Origin of the sequence: Campylobacter sp. Cr9 (genome assembly GCF_020138295.1) — a bacterium.
Taxonomy (GTDB): Bacteria; Campylobacterota; Campylobacteria; order Campylobacterales; family Campylobacteraceae; genus Campylobacter_E.
In genome coordinates this window covers 1-21,048 of record NZ_JACGBH010000015.1, presented here as the reverse complement: position 1 = coordinate 21,048, position 21,048 = coordinate 1, and the positions used below count along the sequence as shown (strand labels likewise).

The window sequence follows — 21,048 nt, the reverse complement described above, 5'->3', positions numbered from 1 at the left end:
ATGAAAAAAGAACTTATATTTATTTTTACTGCATTTATATTATTTTATTTAAGTTTCGGGTTATTTTTACCCGAAGCTAATGGGATTTTTATTGTTAGTTCATATTTTAATAAAGCTTTAAGATTTTGTCTTGGAAGCGCTTCTTATATATTTTTTATAGCTTTTATAGGAGCGTTTTTATATATTTATAATCCTTTTAAAGTGGCTTTAAAATATACTATGAATATATTTTGTATTTTGCTTATTTTGGCTTTACCTTTTGCTAATGTTTTTAATTTAGGTTTAATTAGTATTCTTGGTTGGGTTAATATTATTTTATTTCTTTTATTAGTTTTTGTTTTGATATATTGTAATTATTCTTTTATATATGCCTTATTTAATAAAAAATACGATTTTAAAAATCTTTTTAAGTTAAAAGAAAAACCAAAAACAATCAAAAAAGAAGAAAAGCCTAAAAAACAAACTAAAACAAGTGCAAAAGAAGAGGTTTTAAGTGATTTAGGCGATATTAGATTTGTAAAATCTCCTAAAGTAGAAAAAGAAATAATAGATGAAAAAACAAAGATTAATTTTACAAACGATAAGGGCGTAAGCGTAAGTGAGCCAAAAATTGTGTTAGAGCCTTTAATTAATAAAATCAATGATAAAGATGAAATCAAAATAATTAAAAAACCACAAGTAGAAGAAAAAATTCAAGAAATAGAAGAAAACGAAATTCCTATTTCAAATTCTAGCACCTTTAACGATGTTGTAGTGGTTGCTGAAAACGAAAGCCAGAGTTTTGTTCCAAAATCTAGTAAAAAAGTAGAAATTTTAAGCGAATTAGCAGAAAACAAAGCTATCTTAAGTGAGCTTGAACTTGGTGCAGTAGAAATCCCTAAAGATTTTGAATTACCAAGCGTAGAATTATTAGACAAGGCTAAAACAACAGAAATCATAATAAATGAAGATGAACTTGATGAAAAGATTAATGAGCTTTTAGCAAAATTAAAGCATTTTAAGATTGATGGAGATGTGGTTAAAACCTACTGGGGTCCTGTGGTTACTACATTTGAGTTTAGACCTGCTGCTGATGTGAAACTTAGTAAAATTTCAGGCTTAGCAGATGATTTGGCAATGGCACTTAAAGCAACAAGCATTAGAATTCAAGCACCAATTCCAGGAAAAGATGTAGTAGGTATTGAAATCCCAAATAAGACTTCACAAACAATAAATATTAGAACTATTTTTGAAGATGAATTATTTGCAAAAAGCAAAAGTAAATTAACAATAGCTTTAGGTAAAGACATAGTTGGAAATACCTTTGTAACCGACTTAAAACGCTTACCACATTTATTAATTGCAGGAACAACAGGAAGTGGAAAAAGCGTTGGAATTAATGCTATGATTTTAAGTCTTTTATATAGAAATAGCCCAAGGACTTTAAGGTTTTTGATGATTGACCCTAAAATGCTTGAGTTTTCAATGTATAACGATATTCCACACTTGCTAACTCCAGTAATTACGAGAGCAGAAAAAGCTACTTTAGCTTTAAAAAATATGGTTGCAGAAATGGAGCGAAGGTATGAGCTAATGGCTAGCGTTCAGACAAAAAACATTGAAAGCTTTAACGAAAAAGCTCCTAAAATAGGGCTTGAGCCTTTTGCTTATATTGTAATTATTATTGATGAATTGGCTGATTTGATGATGACTAGCGGAAAAGAAGTAGAAGTTTATATCGCAAGACTTGCACAAATGGCAAGAGCAGCAGGAATTCATCTAATAGTAGCAACGCAACGCCCTAGCGTAGATGTTATAACAGGGCTTATTAAGGCAAATTTACCTAGTAGATTAAGTTATAAGGTTGGAACGGGAGTTGATAGTAAGGTTATTTTAGATTCTAAAGGAGCTGAGAGCTTACTTGGTCGTGGAGATAGCTTATTTACCCCACCAGGAACAAGCCAAATAGTAAGACTTCACGCTCCATTTGCTAGTGAAGAAGAAATAATTAAAGTTGTAGAACATTTAAAAAATCAAGAAAAAGCAAATTATGATGAAAGTATTTTGCAAGATTCAAGCTACACTCAAACCTATGTAAAAAGCGATAATGATAATGTTGATGAATTATTTAATGAAGCCGTAAGGATAATGCAAGAGAGTGGAAAAACAAGTATTTCTTATATCCAACGCCAATTAAACATAGGTTACAATAGAGCTGCTAATATCGTAGAGCAATGCGAAAAGCAAGGAATTTTGAGCGAACCTAACGCAAAAGGCGTTAGAACACTTTTATAAAAATCCAAGGAGAATTATGACAAAAATAGGAAAAAAAGAATTTTATGTTGTAGCATTAATGCTATTTGCTATGTTTTTTGGTGCAGGAAACTTCATTTTACCACCAAAATTAGGAGTTGATTCAGGTAGTAATTTTTATTTAGCAATTTTATTTTTTTGTGTAACCGGAGTTGCTTTACCTGTTTTAGGTGTTGCAGCAGTTGCTAAGGCAGGAACGCTAAAAGAATTAGCTAGTAGGGTGAATGTATCGTTTGCTATCATTTTTGTAGCCGCTATTTATATTACAATAGGTCCTTTAGTGGCAATTCCAAGGGCTAGCACAATGCCTTATGAAATAATGATTTTACCATTTATTCCTAGTGAAAATAATATATATTTTTTAGCTTTTTATAGTTTTATTTATTTTGCACTTAATTATTATATATGTTTAAATCCAAGCACTATTTTAGATACTTTAGGAAAGTATTTAACACCTGCTTTACTTATTTTAATAGCAGTATTTTTCATATCAGCTTTTGTGTTAGCAGAAGTTAATATTGCAGAACCTAATGCAAATTATATTAATCATCCTGTTGCTTCAGCTTTTGTTGAAGGTTATCAGACTATGGACGCACTTGCAGCTTTAGTTTTTGGAATTAGCGTTGTTGGTGCTTTAAAATCTTTAGGAGTAAAAAACAAACATCAATTATCATTACTTACTATAAAAGCAGGTTTATTTTCAGGAGTTATTTTAATAATAGTTTATTTTGCTTTAGGATATTTAGGATATGTTTATGGCAATACCTTTAAAGACGCTAGTAATGGAGCTGTTTTATTATCTTTAATTAGCAATGATTTATTTGGAAGTTTTGGAAGATTTATTTTAGGAATTACAGCCTTACTTGCTTGTCTTACAACTACAATAGGATTAATTGGCTCAAGTGCAAGTTATTTTAGTAGCGTTACTAAGATTTCTTATAAAACTTGGGTTATTGTTTGGGTTGTTGCTAGCTTTTTATTATCTATTCAAGGTTTAACTCAGATTTTAAAAGTTAGTATTCCTATATTAATTGCTATTTATCCTATTGCTATTGTTTTAATAATCTTATCTTTAATAAATAATTTAATAAATGAGAGCAAGATTATTTATAGATTTAGCGTTTATACTGCAGCATTTATAGGTATATTAAATGCAATTGATAGTTCAAGTTTAAGTATTAATGAAGTTAAAATTTTGACTTATTTAGGAATTGATAAGTTTTTAAATATCTTGCCATTTTATTCATCAATGCTTGGCTGGATTGTTCCTGTTATTATTATGTTTATTATTTCTTACATAATTGAAATTTTTAGTAAAAAAGATAGCTTTTAATATTTAAAAGCTATTTAAAAAATAAAGTTTTATTATTTTATGTTAATATGAAACACTTTATAACAAAAAGGAGTGTTTCATGAAAGCAAAAATATTAAGAGAAGCTTTAAAATCAAACAAATTATTAGTTGCACCCGGAGCTGCAAATGCTTTATATGCAAGACTTATTGAGTTAGCAGGTTTTGATGTAGTGTATGCAACGGGTGCAGGTATGGCAAATATGCAGTTTGGCTATCCTGATATAGGTTTAGTTAGCATGAATGAAATGCTAGAAAATACAAAAAGAATAAACGATGCAACAAATCTTCCCGTAATTGCAGATATAGATAATGGTTACGGAAATGCTTTAAATGTTTATAGAACAGCAAAAGAATTTTCTAAAAACAAAATAGCAGCACTTCAACTAGAAGACCAACAACTTCCTAAAAGATGCGGACATTTTGAAGGTAAAAAGATTATAAGTCAAGAAGAAATGTGTTCTAAAATTAAAGCTTGCAAAGACGCTTTAGAATACGATACTTTAATAATCGCAAGAACTGACGCTATTGCTGTAAATGGCTTTGATGATGCTATTGCTAGAGCTAATGCTTATTTAGAAAGCGGGGCTGATATATTATTTATTGAAGCGCCTACTAGTGTTGAGCAAATGGCGCAATTACCAAAATTAGTAAAAGGCTATCATATAGCAAATATGGTAGAAGGTGGAAAAACTCCGATATTAACAAATGATGAATTAGAAAAAATGGGCTTTAATATAGTTCTTTATGCAAATGCAACGCTAAAAGCTGCAGTTAAGGGTATGAATGATTTATTAAATCATTTAAAAACTACTGGCACAACAGCAAATGCAGAGCATTTAATGATATCTATGAAAGAGCGCAATAGAATTTGCGAGTTTGATAAATGGATGGAAATAGAAAATAAATATAAAGGATAAAAGATGAAACTTAAATGCAGTGTTTATAGGGGTGGCACTAGCAGAGGGCTTATGTTTAATGAAGCCGATTTGCCTAAAGATAAGCAATTATGGGCAAATATCTTTAAAGGTGCAATAGATTGTGTAAATCAAAACGCAGTTGATGGATTAGGTGGTTCGATATCATCTACTAATAAAGTTTGTGTAATTAAACAAACTAATAATAAAAATTATGATATTGAATGGGAATTTTATCAAGTCGGTGTGATGAAGGATAGTGTTGATAGCAAAGGCACTTGCGGTAATTTAATAGCAGCTGTTGCAGCGTATGCAATTAATGAAAAATTATTTAGTTTTGATAGTAGAGCTAGTAATGTTTGTGTTAGGATTTTTAATACAAATATTAAAAAAATCATTGAAGTTCGCACGAAGCTAAAAAATGGCGAGTTTGCTGAAATAGGTGATGAAATAATGCAAGGAGTAAATGGCACTTGCTCGCTTGCTAATGTATTTATAAAGGATGCAGGTGGTGAACAAACAAAAGAAAAATATCCACTAGGTAAAATTAGTGATTTTAATGGTATTAGAGCGACATTACTTGATTTAATAAATCCATTTTTATATGTAAATGGACTTGATTTTGATTTGGATTTTTCTAAAAATTATGATGAATTTAGTAAGGATTTAAGCTTAGAAAAATTAAATAATTTAAGAGATTTTTACACTATAAAATTAGGCTTTGCAGAAGATGAAAGCAAGTTAAACGAAAATCAAGCAATTCCAAAAATAGCTGCTATTTTTAAAAGCGATAACAAGGAAGAATTTGATATAGGAATTAGGGTTTTAAGCCTTAGAAATCTTCACAAAAGCTCACCTGCTAGTGGGCTTTATAATTTAGCTGTTGCAGCACTAGAAGTTGGAACTTTAGCAAATGAGTTAAGCGAATTAAAAATGATAGAAAATGGCATTCAAGATGTAAGAATTAAACACTTTTTAGGTGTTGTAAGCGTTAGTGTTGAAATAAAAAATGGTAAAATAATAGGTGTTGGACTTAAAAGAAGTGCAAGAAGAATAATGGACGGATTTATTTATATAAAGGAGATTTAATGAGAAAGTTTAAATGTAGTATTTATAGAGGTGGGACATCTAAGGCTGTTTGTTTTTATGAAAAAGATATGCCAGCAAGAGAAAAATGGAGCGAGTTTTTGCCTGATGTAATGGGAACTGCTACAAAGCAAATTGATGGGCTTGGTGGTGCTGCTTCGGTAACTTCAAAGGTGGCTATTGTTGATATTAAAAACGATGAATTAACCTATACTTTTGCTCAAGTTAGTATTGATAAAGAAGTGGTTGATTTTAATAGCAATTGTGGAAATATTAGTTCTTGTGTTGGTGCTTTTGCTTATGACTTGGGTTTAATTGATTTAAATAATCCTAAAATGTATGAAAAAATAATTATTAAAGATGAATGCGATTTAGAAAATAATATTATTTGCGTTAGGATACTAAACACTAATACAAATAAGTATTTAAAAGCTAGATTTAAACTAAGCGATGATTTAAAGAGTTTTAATCCAGACGGCGATACAAAAATAGCAGGAGTTCCTAATAGTGCTAGTGAGATTAAATTAGGCTTTATTAATCCTGAAGGCTCTATGAATAAAGGCTTATTGCCAACTAAAGAAGCTAAGCAAGTAGTAAATACAAGTTTTGGCAATATTGAGATTAGTATAGTTGATGCAGGAGCCGCACTTGTATTTATGAAGGCTAAAGATTTATTAAGTGGCGATTTATACGGAGAAATTCCACAAAATGAGCTTGATAAAATTGAAGAAGTAAGAAGTATAGCAAGTGAGTTAATAGGCTTAGCGAAAAAAGAAGAAGCAACAGCGAAAAACCCTTCAGTTCCTAAAGCTTGTTTAGTAGATTTCGTGCAAGATTATGAAGCTACAAATGGTGCTAAGATTAGTAAAGATAGTGTTAATGTATGCGTTAGAATGATGAGTATGCAACGCCCACACCCATCAATTGCAGTTACTGGAACGGTATGTATTTCAATGGCTGCAAAGACAAAAGGAACATTAATTAACGAGCATTTAAGTAATTTTTCTAACGAATTAGTAATAGCTCATCCAAGTGGCACAATTACAGGCTTTATTGATGATGAAAGCGTAAGCGTGATTAGAACTGCAAGATGCTTAATGCAAGGCTTTGTATTTACTAGAAAAGATTATTAAGATTGCTAAATTCCTATTTTAAATTCTAAGAATTTAAAATAGGTTGAATTGTAATGTGATGAATATTAAACTCATGTTTTAGCGAATGTGAAAGAACTTTTATAATATTTTGAAAATTATTTAAATCATCAATTATTATATGAGCTGTTAGTATGTGATAATCTTGCGAGATTGAGTGAATATGAATATCACGAATATCTTTTATACTAGAGTGTTTGCTTAAGATAAATTCTTTTATTTTATTTATTTCAATAAAAGAGCCTTCAAGTAAAATATCCAAACTTTGCTTAAAAAGATTAAAAGACCATTTAGCAATAACTAAAGCAATCATTAAAGCCAAAATCGTATCAATAAAATAAAAATTAGTATAATAAATGATAATTCCACCTACAATAATTGCAACCGAGCTAAGCAAATCGCTTAGCATATGAATTATGCTTGATTTAATATTTAAATTATTTGTATCTGCTTTCATTAATAATAAAGCACTAATAATATTTGCTAATGTTCCAAAACTAGCTACGATAAGCATTGTAGAAATATCAATTTCGCTTGGATTTAATAGTTTTTCTATTGCTTCATAAATTATAAAAAGTGTAAAAATGGCTATTAATATAGCATTAATAAAAGCAGCAATTATCTCAGCTCTATAATATCCGTAAGTTTTAAAATCATCTTTTTTCTTGGCTAAAATTATTGCAAAATAGCTAATTATTAATGCAAATGCGTGTGTTATCATATGCAACGCATCACTAATTAAAGCTAAAGAATTAGTTAAATATCCATAAATTACTTCAACTATCATAATTACAAAAGTTACTATAAAGCTAAGCAATAAAGCCTTTTTATTTTTTGAAAAATCTATACTATGTGAGTGATTATGCGAGTGTTCGTGTGAATGATCGTGTGAATGTTCGCAATGTTTTTTGATAGGCTCGTGAATTAAAGTATTCATTTTAGCTCCTTTAGTTTTAATAATTTTAATACATATTATAAATAATGTAAATTACTTACTTTTTTGTTTGTATTGAATTAATGTTTTTAATTATGTAATATTTATTAAAGGAGTTATTATGAAAACAATCACTTGTCCTTTGCAAGTTGCAGCAAAAACTATAAGCGGAAAGTGGAAAAGCATAATTATTTTTCAATTAAGTTTAGGTAATGCATCTTTATCAAAATTGCAAAAAGAAATAATTGGAATTAGCCAAAAAATGCTCCTTCAACACCTAAAAGAGCTAAAAGAAGATGGCTTAATAGATAAAATAAATTATGATGGTTATCCTTTAAAGGTAGAATATTTTCTTACAAATAGAGGAAAAGAAATGTTAAAAGCTATTATGATTTTTCAGCAAATCGGAACTCAAATAATGCAAGAAAATAATACCTATCATTTATTAAGCGAAGAAGCTTTGCAATACTTACAAAAAAGTAAGTAATTGACAATTATTTTCAAAAAAATTAATATGTATTTTTAATTTTATCTAAGGAGAAATTATGAATACAAAAGTTCAATTAATTAGAAGTGCATGTGTGAAAATTACAATCAATAATACCTGTTTTTTAATAGACCCTATGTTGGCACCAAAAGGCTCTTATGAAGGATTTGCAAATACTTATAATTCGCATTTGAAAAATCCTTTAGTGGATTTGCCTTTTAGTCTTGAAGAAGTTTTAAGTAATGTTAATGCTGTAATAATTACTCATAATCATTTAGATCATATTGATGAATTTGCATGTTTGAAAATGAATAAAAATCTAAAAATGATAGTTCAAAATCAACAAGATTATGAGTTTATAAAACAATATGGCTTTAATGATATTGAGATTTTAAATGATAGTTTAGAATTTCAAGGAGTAAAATTAAGAAAAACAAAAGCAAAGCATGGAAGTGAAGAAATATATAAAAATGATGAATTAGCAAGACTTTTAGGCGATACTATGGGAATTGTTTTTAGTGCAAAAGATTGTAAAAGTGTGTATTTGATAGGAGATAGTGTTTTAACGGCTGATGTTGTAAATACTTTAAAACAAAATCATGATATTGTCATTGTAAATGCAGGAAATGCTAAGGTTTTAGGATTTGATGATAGTATTATTATGAATGAAAACGATATTAAAAATATTGCAAAAATATCAACAAGTAAAATAATAGCCGTTCATTTAGAAGCAATAAATCATTGTGTTTTAACTAGAAATGATTTAAGAGATTTTGTAAATAAAAATAATTTAAACAATAGAGTTTTAATTCCAGAAGATGGAGAAACTTATATTTTTTAGGAGATAATTTGAAAAATATAAAACTTTTTATAAACGGAATGCATTGCGTAAATTGTGCGAATTCTATAAAACAAGCTGCTTTAAAACAAGGCGCTTTGACAGCGAATGTTGATTTCATAAATAAATTTGGCGAATTTAGTGTAGATGATGATTTTGATAGCGAGAAATTAATTTTTGCTATCAAAAAATTAGGCTTTGAAGTTAGCCTTGATAAAATCAAAGCTAAAAACACCTATGAAGGCACTAGATTAGTATTTTTAGCTATTTTTAGTGTTTTAACTTTTATTGATTTTGGTTTTTTTATTTCTTGCTTGATTGCAAGTTTTGCCATATTACTTTCTTATGATTTTTATAAAAGAGTGATATTTCATAAAAGTTATGGAATGGATTTATTAGTAGTGCTTGGAATTAGCATAAATTATTTTTATTCATTTTTTAGCGTTCATCATCATTTCTTTTTTGAAAGTACTTTTGTTTGCTTTGTGATTAGACTTGGCAAATTTATTGAAAACAAGGCAAAAGCAAAAGCCAATTCATTAATTGCTCCAAGTGAAATTCCAAACATTACTTTAGCAAGTGGTGAAATTAAAAAAGCTAATGAAATAAACATAAATGATGAATTAATTATAAAAAATGGCGAAGAAATATTAGTAGATGGGATTTGCTTAAATGATACTTTAATAAACGAAAGCGTTATAAGTGGAGAAAGTGTAAGCCTAATTAAAAAAGCAGGAGATTTCATATACGCAGGAAGCATTAATGATGGCGAAGTTTTAAAGATGAGAGCAAGTTGTGAGTATTATGAAAGCTCGCTTGAAAAATTAAAAGATGAAGCAATGAAAGCTAGCAATAAAGAGCTAAAAGCCTTTAAAATGGTTGATAAAATTAGCAGATATTTTGTATTAATCATTTGTATAATTGCTAGTATTACAGGAATTTCGTGGTATTTTATAGATTCATCTAAGGTGTTTTTTTATGTTAGTAGTGTGCTGTTAATTTCATGCCCTTGTGCTTTAGGACTTGCAATTCCTATGGTGATAGCAATTTGTATTAATTTATGCTTTAAAGAAAAGATAATTTTAAAAAATCCAGAATTAATAAGCTCTATAAAAGACATAGAATGCTTTATATTTGATAAAACAGGCACACTTACAAGTGACATTCAAGCAATAAAACATAATTTAAGTTATGATGATTTTAGGCTAATCGCAAGTATTGAAAACTTGCAAAATCATCCGATAGCAAAAAGTATTACAAATAATTTTAATGATTTTTTAGCATTAAATGGCAAAAGTTATTTGCAAGATAATGTATTGCATTATGAAGATGAAAGCGTAAAAGTAAGGATAGAACCCCTTGAAAATGATTTGATGTGTTATAAAAATGATGGCTTTATTGGCAAAATCACTTTAGAAAATGAGCTAAATAAAAACGCAAAAGAATTAATAGAGTTTTTAAAATCACTAGGAAAAAGAATAATAATAATTAGTGGAGATAGCAAAAACAAGGTAGAGGATTTAGCTAAAAAGCTTAATATAGATGAATACTATTATAGAGTAAGTCCTGTGCAAAAAGCTGAGATAATCTCACAATTAGGTGTAAGCTCTGTTTTTGTAGGTGATGGTGCAAATGATATAAAAGCACTTAGAAAAGCTAATTTTGGAATATCATTTAGCAAGGCAAATGCGATTGCTAAAAATAAAGCCGACGCTTTGCTTTTAGAAAATGATTTAATCAAAATCAAAAAACTTTTTGAGATTTTTGATAAATCGTATTCAAAAATTAAGCAAAATTTATTCATATCGTTTTTTTATAATTTTTTTGGGATTGCTCTAGCTTGTGGGATTTTTAGCGAGATTAATCTGCATTTAAATCCAGCTCTATGTGCCATGCTTATGAGTATTTCATCGCTTATTGTTGTGTTTAATTCTTTGCTTTTATTTAAAGAATTAAAATCTTAATTCCTATTTCAAATTCCATAAAAATTTCAAAGAATTTGAATTAGGAATTTGCTTTATTCGTAAATTACGCCTGTATTATTAAAGTTTAGTTCTAAGATTTTCATAGAAGTAAATTCATTTTCTAATATATTTTTTAATTTACTAGCATCATCTTTATAGCAAAGATTAAAAAATGTAGAACCCGAACCACTTAAATTACTCATCAAAGCTCCATTTTTACGAGCGATTTCACGGATTTTAAAAAGCTCAGGGATTGCTTTCATTCTGCGATTTTCATGTAATTTATCATAGCTTGAGTATTTTAGCATTTCATAATTTTTACTCATAAATGCTGCTGTAGTTAGTGAGCTTCTGCTTATATTAAAGCTAGTATCTGCAAGGCTTAAATGCTTAGGCAATGCACTTCTACTAACATTCGTAGAAATTGGTTTATTTGGAATACAAACAACTGCTTTTACATCATCTAAAATATCGGTTTTAATGTATTTAACGACATTATCTTCAACCAAAGAACACACAAATCCACCCAAAGCAGCAGGGCTAATATTATCAGGATGATTTTCATACACTAAAGCATTATTTAATATATTATCTTTATTTATGCTAAGTCCTGCTAGATAGTATGCACTTGTAATTGCTCCAATTATTACTGAACTAGAACTTCCTAAACCACGACTTAAAGGAATATTGTTTATGAATGAAAAACTAAAAGTATCTTTTTTGCCGGTTAGCTTTTGATAAGTTTCATTAAAAATATTTATAAATAGATTGTGTTTTTTAAGATAAGGATTATCTTCCCCTTCGCCTTTTATAGAAACTTTAAAGATATTGCTTCTTTTAATTAAAGTTTTATTATAAAAATCTAAAGCTAAACCTAAACAATCAAATCCAGCACCTAAATTAGCGCTTGTTGCTGGTGTTTTTAAAATAATTTCATTTTTCATTTTTAATCCTAAATAGCAGGTAGAAAATAATTAGGCAAATTACTTTCACAAAAATCAAATTTATACTCTTGTGGTATAAAAAACTCATCTTTATAATTATCATTTTTGATTAATTTTATTTTGCCATTTTCTTGTGTAAAGAATAAATTATTATTAGCTTTAATTAGATTGTTTTTACTAAAAGTAAATCCACTAACAGCCTTTAAAGGAATGTTTTTAACAAGTGCAATTGTGCTTAAAAAAACATAAACTATTTTTAGAGCCATATATGAACCAGGCCCATTAGCATAAGCTAATTCGCTAAAACTATAAGTATTTAATAATTCTTGCATAAGAGTAGGCAAGGACTCACTTGTTTTATTCTCTAATTTTATTTCTTTAATTAAAGAATTGTTTTTATCATATATTCCGATAAGTCCTGCCATAGGCACAATTAAAAGTTTAATGTGAATGCCTTTAATAAATCTTTATTTGTGTCGCTATCTAATGTAACAATTTCATAAGCATTAGGATTATTTAATAATTCTAAAGTTAGTTTATGGTTTAAATCATGGCTACTTGCGTGAGCTTTATAATTTGCAAAAGTTGCCTTACCTAGCATATATAAATCTCCAATAGCATCAAGTATTTTATGGCGAACAAATTCATTACTAAATCTTAAGCCTTCAGGATTTAATATACCATTATCATCTAAAACAATAGCGTTTTCTAAACTACCACCTAAAGCTAAACCGATTGATTTTAAATACTCTACATCTTTTAAAAATCCAAAAGTTCTAGCACTTGCAATTTCGTTTATGAAATTTTGTTTATTTACTATGTAGGTATAGTTTTGTTTTTGAATAGCTGGGTGTTTAAAATCTATGCTAAATTCATAACTTGGAGCAGTTGTTGGGCTAAGACTTGCGAATTTATCTTCAGCTTGAACTTTAACTTCTTTTTTAACTACTATTATTTGTTTTTTAGCATCAAGTTGTTTAATGCCTGCACTATCTAACATAGCACAAAAACCTGCCGCAGAGCCATCTAAAACAGGTGCTTCGTTTGTATCTATACTAATTAATAAATTATCAATACCATAAGAACTAACAGCACTCATTAAATGCTCAATCGTAGATATATAGCCGTCGTTATCCCCTATAACGGTAGCCATTTTTGTATTTATTACATTTTTATAATTTGCTTCATAATATTTATTAATATCAGTTCTATGAAATACTACACCGCTATTTGCATCTAGTGGGCTAAAGGTAATTTTTATAGCACTACCTTTATGAAGTCCTATGCCTATATTTGTTACTTCTTTTGCTATTGTAGTTTGTAACATTTCGTTTCCTTATTTTTTGTTTATAATTTCTTTAGCTTTTTTGATAATGCCAAAAACATTATCATTTAGCCATTTTGAATCCATCCACTCTTCAGGTCTTACTTCAACACCTTGAACTAATACCCCAAAATGAAGATGATCACCTAATGCTAAACCACTTGTTCCTGTATTTGCAATTGTAGTTTTAGCATTTACTATATCGCCCAATTCTACATTTTTTTTAGTGCAATGTCCATAAAGAGTATAAAGTCCTAATCCATGATCTATTATTAGGTTTAATCCATATATGCCATTATCTTGAGCAAATACTATTTTACCATCATTGCTTAATGTTATAGGAGCCATTTTTGTACTTGCTAAATCAAGCCCCATATGATAGCTTTCGCTTATTTGATTTCCGTTGTATTTATAAAATCTATGATCTCCAAAATCTGCAACTTTCATTCCATTTTTAAGCGGTAAAAAGGCATTTAGTTTAAAATCATTTACTAATTCATTGCTTACTATTTTTGTAATTTTGTGAATGATTTTTTCATTTTCACTTCTTAATTTTGCATTTACAAAATCAAATATTAAAGCTCTATCATTTAAAGAATTATCAGAATTAGCTTCATATAAATCTTTAATCTTGCCATCTATAAAATTATCTCCTACTTCAATATTTGAAACTCTATATTTTTTATTAGAATAATAATAAGGTATTCTTTCTTTAATAATATTATTAGCTTTATCTTTTGCTACAATTCTAGCTTCAAAATCATTTCCATCTCTTAAATCCCAAGCTATTAAAGCGATATAATAATCATCTTTTACAAAAGGTGCTACTTGAAATATACGATTATTAACTTCAATATATAAATCAGTTAAATTATCATCTTGTGCGTAAAATACCACGCTAGCTGCACCGCCTTGAGTGATATTGTATGAGTTTGCTATTACACTTACTTGAGGTTTTTTGTTATCTACTATTACATTTATTGTTTGTTCGCTTGTATTTCCGCCAAACCAGTTCCATAAACTTTTATCATTTGCTTTTATATAAAGTGTATATCTATCAAGCTTTTCGTTAAATTTTGGTTTTGGTAAGTCTAATTCTGCTGTAAAATCTTTTGCATTTATTGTTTTATTTATTAATATATTTTTAGTCTCATCATTGTCTTTTGAGTATTCAATTTTTATATTTTTAAGTCCGAGATTATCTTCTGCTTTTAAGATGATTTTATCTCTTCCATTCCAATACATAGTATCGTTATTATTGTTTTCTATACTTATTGTAGGTGCAACTCTTTCAAATGTGTTAGAAAATGCCACAAAAGCAGCTATAAAAACTATTAAAATTATAGAAAAAAATAAGGTTATTTTAGTTTTTCTATTTCTTCTCATTAATTCTCCTTATATTTTACTGATTTTTTCTTTGTATGAATTTAGAGCGTTTTGCTTTATCATATTTTGTAATTTTTGTTTGTTTTCTTCAAAATATGTTTCAAAGTTTTCTTCACTTTGACTTGGTGCATCAAGCCAAATATTAGTATTTCCTATTATTAATTTATATCTTGAATTCTCATAATCAACTACTATAAATTTATTATCTTTATCAAGTTGTTTTTCGCACACAACTACTGCTTGATTTTCGTTGATATTTAAAAAATTTGCAACTTTTTGCTTAGAATTTGAATTAGGAATTTTAATTTTTTTAGAAAGTTGTTTTTTTACATATACAAGCATTAATAAAACAGCTACTAAAACTCCTATCATAGAATATAGTTTATTATCAATATTACTTTCTTCAGCGTATTGAATTTCACCATTTGCTAGATTTTGATTATTAGCCTTAGGTAATACTCTAATTCTTAATCCAAATCCATCATCTTTAGTAAGCGCTGGAATAATACTAAGCTTTTCTTTTGTTTTAAACTCAAGCACAGTGCTTTCGCCTACTGGATACATCAATAATTGTTCTACATAAGGCATATTTAAAACTTGTGAATTTCTTTCGGCTATTTTGATATTATTTAACACAACGCCTACATAATCACTACCACTTAATATCCTAATATCTCCATCTTTAGCTGAATATGGAGAATCAAAGCTAAGCATAACATCAATTCTATCATCTCTTTTATAGATATTGTAATTTATTATATTGTTTGCAAAAACACTTAGGCTAATTAGTAGTAAAATTATTTTTTTCATCACAACTCTTTTTTAAAATATTGAATAACGGTTTTTGAGCTAAGTATTTCATTTATACGAATTGCTAAATTTCTTTCATATACCATTACTTCGCCCTTACCAAAAATCCTATTATTTACATAAAGCTCTACACTCTCACCTGCAGGTTTTTCTAAATCAATTACAGAGCCTATTCCAAGCTCTAAAAATTCTTTAACACTAAGTTGAGTAGTGCCTAATTCGCTTATAAAATCGACACTGACATCAAGCAATTCTTCGTAAGTTGCATTAAGTGTTCTTGTTGGAGCTTCTTGTATTTCTTGCATTATTTTTTCTTCTCAATTATTCCAACGCAAAATGTGTTTTCTTCAAGTTTATAAAAAAACTCATGAGTAAAACCAAGTTTAAAATCTTTTACTTTTCCTAAATACTCAGGAACACTAATTGTATAATCATCATAAGCATCAGCTAAAAGTCTTTTAGCATATCCTATTATTTGGTTTGCTACTTCTTTGCATAAATCGCAATAATCATCTTCACTCATTTTAGCATCATCGCCAAGCAGTCTTGAAGCAAGTGCTTGTAAGCTTTCTTTTTTAAATATTAAATAGCAAGATAATTCCTTAACATTATCACCTAAACAAATACTAGCACCATAATATTCTGCATTATCAAGTGAATTTGTAGTTTCTAATCTACTTCTTAAAATATGTTTAAAAAAATGTTTAACTGAATAATCAATTGTATCTAGCATTAATCTTTCCTTAAATAAGTTTTAATTATTATAAAAAAGAAAAGTGTAAGCTAAGTTAATTAATATAACGATTTAGGAGTTTTTATGATAGAACAATACACCTTATTTACTTATATAATTTTTGTTTTAGATGGGCTTTTGGTAGGATTTACAGCAGGACTTTTTGCAATAGGTGGAGGAACAGCAGTAGTGCCTATAATGACAACGCTCGTTGGGTATTCTCCTAAAATTGCTGTTGGAATTAGCGTTATGCAAATGGTATTTTCATCTTTTTATAATTCATATCTAAATTATAAAAAAGGAACATTGCAAATAAAATCAGCAATTTATCCTGCATTAGGAGGACTTATCGGTGGTCTTAGTGTTGGATTAATTATGAAAATTGTTAGCAATTTAGTAATTGCTTATATTATTTGTTTTCTAATCACTTGGGCTATTATTAAGCTTTATTTAACTCCTGCAAATCCAACTGAACCTGAAAAAAACTCAAAATTATTGCAATTTTTTGTAGGTTTAATAATAGGTGCGATTGCTACAAGTGGAGGAATAGGCGGGGGAGCTTTACTTACTCCTGCTTTGGTTGCTATTTGTAATTTAAATATAAAAAAAGCAGCTTCTATGAGTGGGCTTTTTGTCGCTTTTGCAGGTGGTGCTGCTTTTATTTCTATGGCTATTACAAATCATGTTGATTATATAGCCGGTGCTATAATCGCAATTTCTAGTCTTCCTGGTGTTTGGGTAGGAAATTGGCTATTTCATAAAATTAGCAATAAAACACAAAAAAAACTTTTCATAGGATTTTTATTATTTGTATTAAGTTTATCAATAATAGAAGTTTTGAAACAACACGGAGTAATAAATGAATGATGAAATAAAAGTTATAAACGCAAGTGAAAATAACTTAAAAAATATTAATTTAACATTACCTAAAAATAAGCTAATAGTTTTTACAGGGCTTAGTGGTAGCGGTAAATCAACTTTAGCTTTTGATACGCTTTATGCAGAAGGGCAACGCCGTTATATAGAAAGCTTAAGCGCTTATGCAAGACAATTTTTAGATAAATTTAGAAAACCAAATGTAGAAAAAATAGAAGGCTTAACCCCTGCTATTGCAATTGATCAAAAATCAACTAGCAAAAATCCACGCTCAACAGTTGGAACAATTACTGAAATATATGATTATTTAAGACTTTTGTATTCAAAAATCGGAGTTCAACATTGCTATAAATGTGGTGAAAAAATTAATAAAATGGATACAGAAGATATAATCAATGAAATGTCAAAATTTAGCGAAAAAGCTATGATATTAGCTCCTTTAGTAAAGGAGAAAAAAGGCACATTCGCACCACTTCTTGAAAGTCTTAAAAATCAAGGATTTATAAATATTTTAATAAATGGCACTCTAACACGCTTAGATGAGCCAATAGATTTAGTAAAGACTAAAAAACATACAATTAAACTTGTAGTTGATAGATTAAGAATTAATGATGAAAACAAGAGCCGTTTAGCACAAGCTGTTGAAAAAGCTTTAAGTTTAAGTTATGGCGAGTGCGAATTAGAATTATTAGAAAGCAATAAAAATATTCACTATTCACTTCACAATGCTTGTTTTAAATGCAAAATCTCATTTAATAAGCTTGAGCCTTTAAGCTTTTCTTTTAATAGCCCAAAAGGAGCTTGTTCTTTATGTGATGGTTTAGGTATTAGAATGAGTATTGATCAAGAAAAAATTATAAATTATGAAAGAAGTATAGAAGATGGTGCAGTTCGCACTATGATGGGCTTTAATAAAAGCTATTATTCAAAACTATTATTAGCATTTTGCGAAGCAGAAAAAATCCCAACAAATAAACCTTATGAAGAATTAAGTGAATATCAAAAAAAGCTTATTTTATACGGAAGTGCAACTGAGTTTAGCTTTTTATGGAATAAGCATAATATTAAAAAGAGTTTTGAGGGTGCTATAAAGCTTAGTTATGATATTTTAAAAGATGATAAAGATTTTAATGATTATATAGTAGAAAAAACTTGCCCATCTTGTAAAGGCTTTAGATTAAACGAGCAAAGCTTGGCAGTATTAGTAAATGGCAAGAGTATAGCCGATGTTATTAGCACTCCTATTGAAGATATTTGCGAATTTTTTAAAATAGAAAATTTTAGTAATTTAAATAAGCAAGATTATGAAATTTCTTATCCTATTATCAAAGAAATTAATGAAAGATTGTTTTTCTTAAATGATGTTGGCTTAGGATATTTAACTTTAGGAAGAGATGCAAGAACTATTAGTGGTGGAGAAGCGCAAAGAATTAGAATAGCTTCTCAAATAGGAAGTGGTCTTAGTGGGGTTTTATATGTATTAGATGAACCTAGTATTGGGCTTCATGAAAGAGATACGACAAAATTAATAAATACTTTAAAAAGCTTGCAAGCTAAAGGAAATACCTTAATAGTAGTTGAGCATGATAGAAAAACAATTGAGAGTGCTGATGTAATAGTAGAAATTGGTCCAAAAGCTGGTGTTGGTGGTGGAGAAATAGTATTTTGTGGCACTTATAAACAGCTTTTAAAGAGCAAATGTGAAACAGCTTTATATATAACTCGTAAAAAAGAAATTGATTTTTATAAAGCTCGTAAAAATGATGGATTTTTAGAACTTAGTGGGATTAATCAAAACAATATAAAAGATTTAAGCGTTAAATTTCCTTTAAGAAATTTAGTTTGTGTAACAGGAGTTAGCGGTAGTGGGAAAAGCTCATTGATGCTTCATTCATTACTTCCTATTGCAAGGGCTAATTTAAATAAAGCAAAGATAACTATTAATGATATTACTTATAAAGGGCTTGATAAATTAGATAAGGTAATTTTCTTAGATCAAAGTCCTATCGGAAAAACTCCTAGAAGTAATCCTGCTACTTATACAGGTTTAATGGATGAGATTAGAAACCTTTTTGCTAGTGTTCCTGAAGCACAAATTCGTGGCTATAAAATAGGTAGATTTAGTTTTAACGTTGCAGGTGGTAGATGTGAAAAATGTAGTGGGGAAGGTGAGCTTAAAATCTCTATGCACTTTTTACCTGATGTAACAATTACTTGTGATGCCTGTGGTGGCAAAAGATACAATCATCAAACGCTAGAAATTAAATATAAAGATAAAAGTATTGCAGATGTTTTAGAAATGAGCGTGGCAGAGGCTTATGAATTTTTTGCAAAATTGCCTAAAATTAGACAAAAATTACAAACTTTAATGGATGTTGGACTTGATTATATTGCTTTAGGGCAAAACGCTACAACCTTAAGTGGTGGAGAAGCTCAAAGGATTAAAATATCTAAAGAATTAAGCAAAAGCGATACAGGAAATACGCTTTATTTATTAGATGAGCCAACTACGGGGCTTCATTTTGCAGATACTGCAAAGCTTGTAAAGGTTTTACAGCATTTAGTGGATTTAGGAAATAGTGTTTTTGTAATTGAGCATAATTTAGATTTAATCAAAAATGCTGATTATATTATAGATATGGGCTTAGAAGGTGGCTTTAGGGGTGGTAAGATAATTGCTGAAGGAAATCCACTTGAATTAGCTAGAAAATACGCTGATACAAGCTATACAGCTAAGTTTTTAGCTCAAGAATTTAAAGAAATGAAAAAGGAGTTTTGATGATTGAAAGAATTAAAAAATTAGCACCTGAATTTATAGAAATTAGAAAGTGCATACATGAAAATCCTGAGCTTGGATTAAAAGAGTTTAAAACAGCGAAATTAGTTGCTAATAAATTAAAAGAGTTTGGCATTGAGGTGCATGAGAATGTAGGTGTTACTGGAGTTGTGGGGGTTTTAAAAAAAGGAAAATCAAATAAAAGCATAGCCTTAAGAGCTGATATGGATGCGCTTGTGATAAGTGAAGCTAGTGGAGTAAGCTATGCTTCTAAAAATGAAGGCATAATGCATGCGTGTGGGCATGATGGACATACTGCTAGCTTGTTGCTTGCTGCAAAATATTTAAGCGAAAGTGATTTTGATGGGACGATTAATTTTATTTTTCAGCCTGCAGAAGAAGGTAGGGGTGGTGCTAAAGCTATGCTTAAAGATGGCTTATTTAAAAAATTTCCAAGTGATTATGTATTTGGCTATCACAATATCCCAAGCAAAACTAATAAATTATTTTGCTTAAAGCGTGGAGCTATGATGGCAGGAGCTGATGCACTTAGGGTAAATATTAGCGGAATTGGTGGGCATGGAAGTGCTCCCGAGAAGGCTAGTGATGTAATGGGTGCGATGGCTCATTTTATAACTCAAGCAAGTTTAATAACGGCTAGAAATATAGCTGCAAAAAATTCAGCTGTAATTACATTTGGAGCAGCTCTAAGTGGAAATGAAACAAGTTTTAATATATTGCAAGATAAGGCTTTATTATTAGCTAATATTAGAACTTTTAATAGTGAAGATAGAAAAATTATTATAAATCAATTAGAAAATATAGCTAAATCTTGCGAGATTTTATTTAAAGTAAAAATTGAGCTTGAATTTATTCAAATAGGAGCTGCTACTATAAATGATGATGAGGCACAAAAATTAGCCTTTGATGTAGCTTGTGAATTGTTTGGAGAGCAAAATTGTGATGATAATCATGAACCTTTAATGGGTAGTGAGGATTTTTCTTTTATGCTTGAAGAGTGCAAAGGTGCTTATGCTTTCATACTAAACAAGAATGAATATTATTTACACGATCCAAGATATATTTATGATGATGATACTTTAGTAAATGCTGCAGCGTTTTACTCAGGGCTTTGTCTAAAATATCTTAAATAAAATTGCTAATTCCTAATTCAAATTCC

At 29.0% G+C, this 21,048-nt stretch carries 19 protein-coding genes; 11 read left to right on the top strand and 8 right to left on the bottom strand.

Going from position 1 to position 21,048, the window contains the following annotated elements:
• From AVANS14531_RS07660 to AVANS14531_RS07640, 5 genes are all read left to right on the top strand, one after another.
• Positions 1–2,274, top strand: a complete 2,274-nt coding sequence (locus AVANS14531_RS07660; RefSeq protein ID WP_336611939.1) for a DNA translocase FtsK — start codon at positions 1–3, stop codon at positions 2,272–2,274.
• A gap of 16 nt (positions 2,275–2,290) precedes the next feature.
• Complete coding sequence (gene brnQ, locus AVANS14531_RS07655; RefSeq protein ID WP_336611938.1) at positions 2,291–3,625, top strand: branched-chain amino acid transport system II carrier protein; 1,335 nt, start codon at positions 2,291–2,293, stop codon at positions 3,623–3,625.
• A 79-nt stretch (positions 3,626–3,704) separates the two neighbouring features.
• A complete protein-coding gene (locus AVANS14531_RS07650) occupies positions 3,705–4,562 on the top strand; it encodes an isocitrate lyase/PEP mutase family protein (protein ID WP_336611937.1) in 858 nt (285 codons plus the stop codon).
• A gap of 3 nt (positions 4,563–4,565) precedes the next feature.
• On the top strand, positions 4,566–5,648 hold the full coding sequence (locus AVANS14531_RS07645) for a PrpF domain-containing protein (protein ID WP_336611936.1): 1,083 nt from the start codon (positions 4,566–4,568) through the stop codon (positions 5,646–5,648).
• Positions 5,648–6,778, top strand: a complete 1,131-nt coding sequence (locus AVANS14531_RS07640) for a PrpF domain-containing protein (protein ID WP_336611935.1) — start codon at positions 5,648–5,650, stop codon at positions 6,776–6,778. The genes AVANS14531_RS07645 and AVANS14531_RS07640 overlap by 1 nt, the downstream gene beginning before the upstream one ends.
• A 25-nt stretch (positions 6,779–6,803) precedes the next feature.
• Here the strand turns inward: AVANS14531_RS07640 and AVANS14531_RS07635 are convergent, their stop codons facing one another.
• Positions 6,804–7,733 (bottom strand): cation diffusion facilitator family transporter, encoded by a 930-nt coding sequence (locus AVANS14531_RS07635; protein ID WP_336611934.1) that lies wholly within the window; start codon positions 7,731–7,733, stop codon positions 6,804–6,806.
• Positions 7,734–7,851: 118 nt separating this feature from the next.
• Here AVANS14531_RS07635 and AVANS14531_RS07630 point away from each other — a divergent pair, with 118 nt between their 5' ends.
• The 3 genes from AVANS14531_RS07630 to AVANS14531_RS07620 are packed head-to-tail and all read left to right on the top strand — an operon-like array spanning position 7,852 to position 11,019.
• The gene (locus AVANS14531_RS07630) at positions 7,852–8,217 is read left to right on the top strand and encodes a winged helix-turn-helix transcriptional regulator (RefSeq protein WP_239817153.1); all 366 of its coding nucleotides are present in this window, start codon (positions 7,852–7,854) and stop codon (positions 8,215–8,217) included.
• A 58-nt stretch (positions 8,218–8,275) separates the two neighbouring features.
• Positions 8,276–9,058 (top strand): MBL fold metallo-hydrolase, encoded by a 783-nt coding sequence (locus tag AVANS14531_RS07625; RefSeq protein WP_336611933.1) that lies wholly within the window; start codon positions 8,276–8,278, stop codon positions 9,056–9,058.
• An 8-nt stretch (positions 9,059–9,066) separates the two neighbouring features.
• Complete coding sequence (locus tag AVANS14531_RS07620) at positions 9,067–11,019, top strand: heavy metal translocating P-type ATPase (RefSeq protein WP_336611932.1); 1,953 nt, start codon at positions 9,067–9,069, stop codon at positions 11,017–11,019.
• A 53-nt stretch (positions 11,020–11,072) separates the two neighbouring features.
• On the opposite strand, the gene thrB is transcribed toward AVANS14531_RS07620, so the two are convergent.
• From thrB to AVANS14531_RS07585, 7 genes are read right to left on the bottom strand one after another with little or no spacing between them, the layout of a single operon-like run.
• A complete protein-coding gene (thrB, locus tag AVANS14531_RS07615) occupies positions 11,073–11,951 on the bottom strand; it encodes a homoserine kinase (RefSeq protein WP_336611949.1) in 879 nt (292 codons plus the stop codon).
• Between the two features lie 20 nt (positions 11,952–11,971).
• Positions 11,972–12,388 (bottom strand): tRNA threonylcarbamoyladenosine biosynthesis protein TsaB, encoded by a 417-nt coding sequence (locus tag AVANS14531_RS07610; RefSeq protein ID WP_239817150.1) that lies wholly within the window; start codon positions 12,386–12,388, stop codon positions 11,972–11,974.
• Between the two features lie 8 nt (positions 12,389–12,396).
• Positions 12,397–13,290, bottom strand: coding sequence for a UDP-3-O-acyl-N-acetylglucosamine deacetylase (gene lpxC / locus AVANS14531_RS07605; protein ID WP_336611931.1), 894 nt, complete (start codon positions 13,288–13,290; stop codon positions 12,397–12,399).
• 9 nt (positions 13,291–13,299) lie between these two features.
• Positions 13,300–14,673, bottom strand: coding sequence for a M23 family metallopeptidase (locus AVANS14531_RS07600; protein ID WP_336611930.1), 1,374 nt, complete (start codon positions 14,671–14,673; stop codon positions 13,300–13,302).
• A gap of 9 nt (positions 14,674–14,682) precedes the next feature.
• Positions 14,683–15,483, bottom strand: a complete 801-nt coding sequence (locus tag AVANS14531_RS07595; protein WP_336611929.1) for a hypothetical protein — start codon at positions 15,481–15,483, stop codon at positions 14,683–14,685.
• Complete coding sequence (gene fliN, locus AVANS14531_RS07590; protein ID WP_336611928.1) at positions 15,483–15,788, bottom strand: flagellar motor switch protein FliN; 306 nt, start codon at positions 15,786–15,788, stop codon at positions 15,483–15,485. Before fliN ends, AVANS14531_RS07595 begins: the two co-directional genes overlap by 1 nt.
• Complete coding sequence (locus AVANS14531_RS07585; protein WP_336611927.1) at positions 15,788–16,216, bottom strand: chemotaxis protein CheX; 429 nt, start codon at positions 16,214–16,216, stop codon at positions 15,788–15,790. Before AVANS14531_RS07585 ends, fliN begins: the two co-directional genes overlap by 1 nt.
• 84 nt (positions 16,217–16,300) lie before the next feature.
• Here AVANS14531_RS07585 and AVANS14531_RS07580 point away from each other — a divergent pair, with 84 nt between their 5' ends.
• Genes AVANS14531_RS07580 through AVANS14531_RS07570 form a run of 3 tightly spaced genes read left to right on the top strand, consistent with a single transcriptional unit; the run spans position 16,301 to position 21,022 of the window.
• Entirely contained in the window at positions 16,301–17,083 is a 783-nt protein-coding gene (locus AVANS14531_RS07580; protein ID WP_336611926.1) for a sulfite exporter TauE/SafE family protein, read from the top strand.
• Entirely contained in the window at positions 17,076–19,871 is a 2,796-nt protein-coding gene (gene uvrA, locus AVANS14531_RS07575; RefSeq protein WP_336611925.1) for an excinuclease ABC subunit UvrA, read from the top strand. Before AVANS14531_RS07580 ends, uvrA begins: the two co-directional genes overlap by 8 nt.
• A complete protein-coding gene (locus AVANS14531_RS07570; protein ID WP_336611924.1) occupies positions 19,871–21,022 on the top strand; it encodes an amidohydrolase in 1,152 nt (383 codons plus the stop codon). Before uvrA ends, AVANS14531_RS07570 begins: the two co-directional genes overlap by 1 nt.
• Positions 21,023–21,048 lie beyond the last annotated feature (26 nt).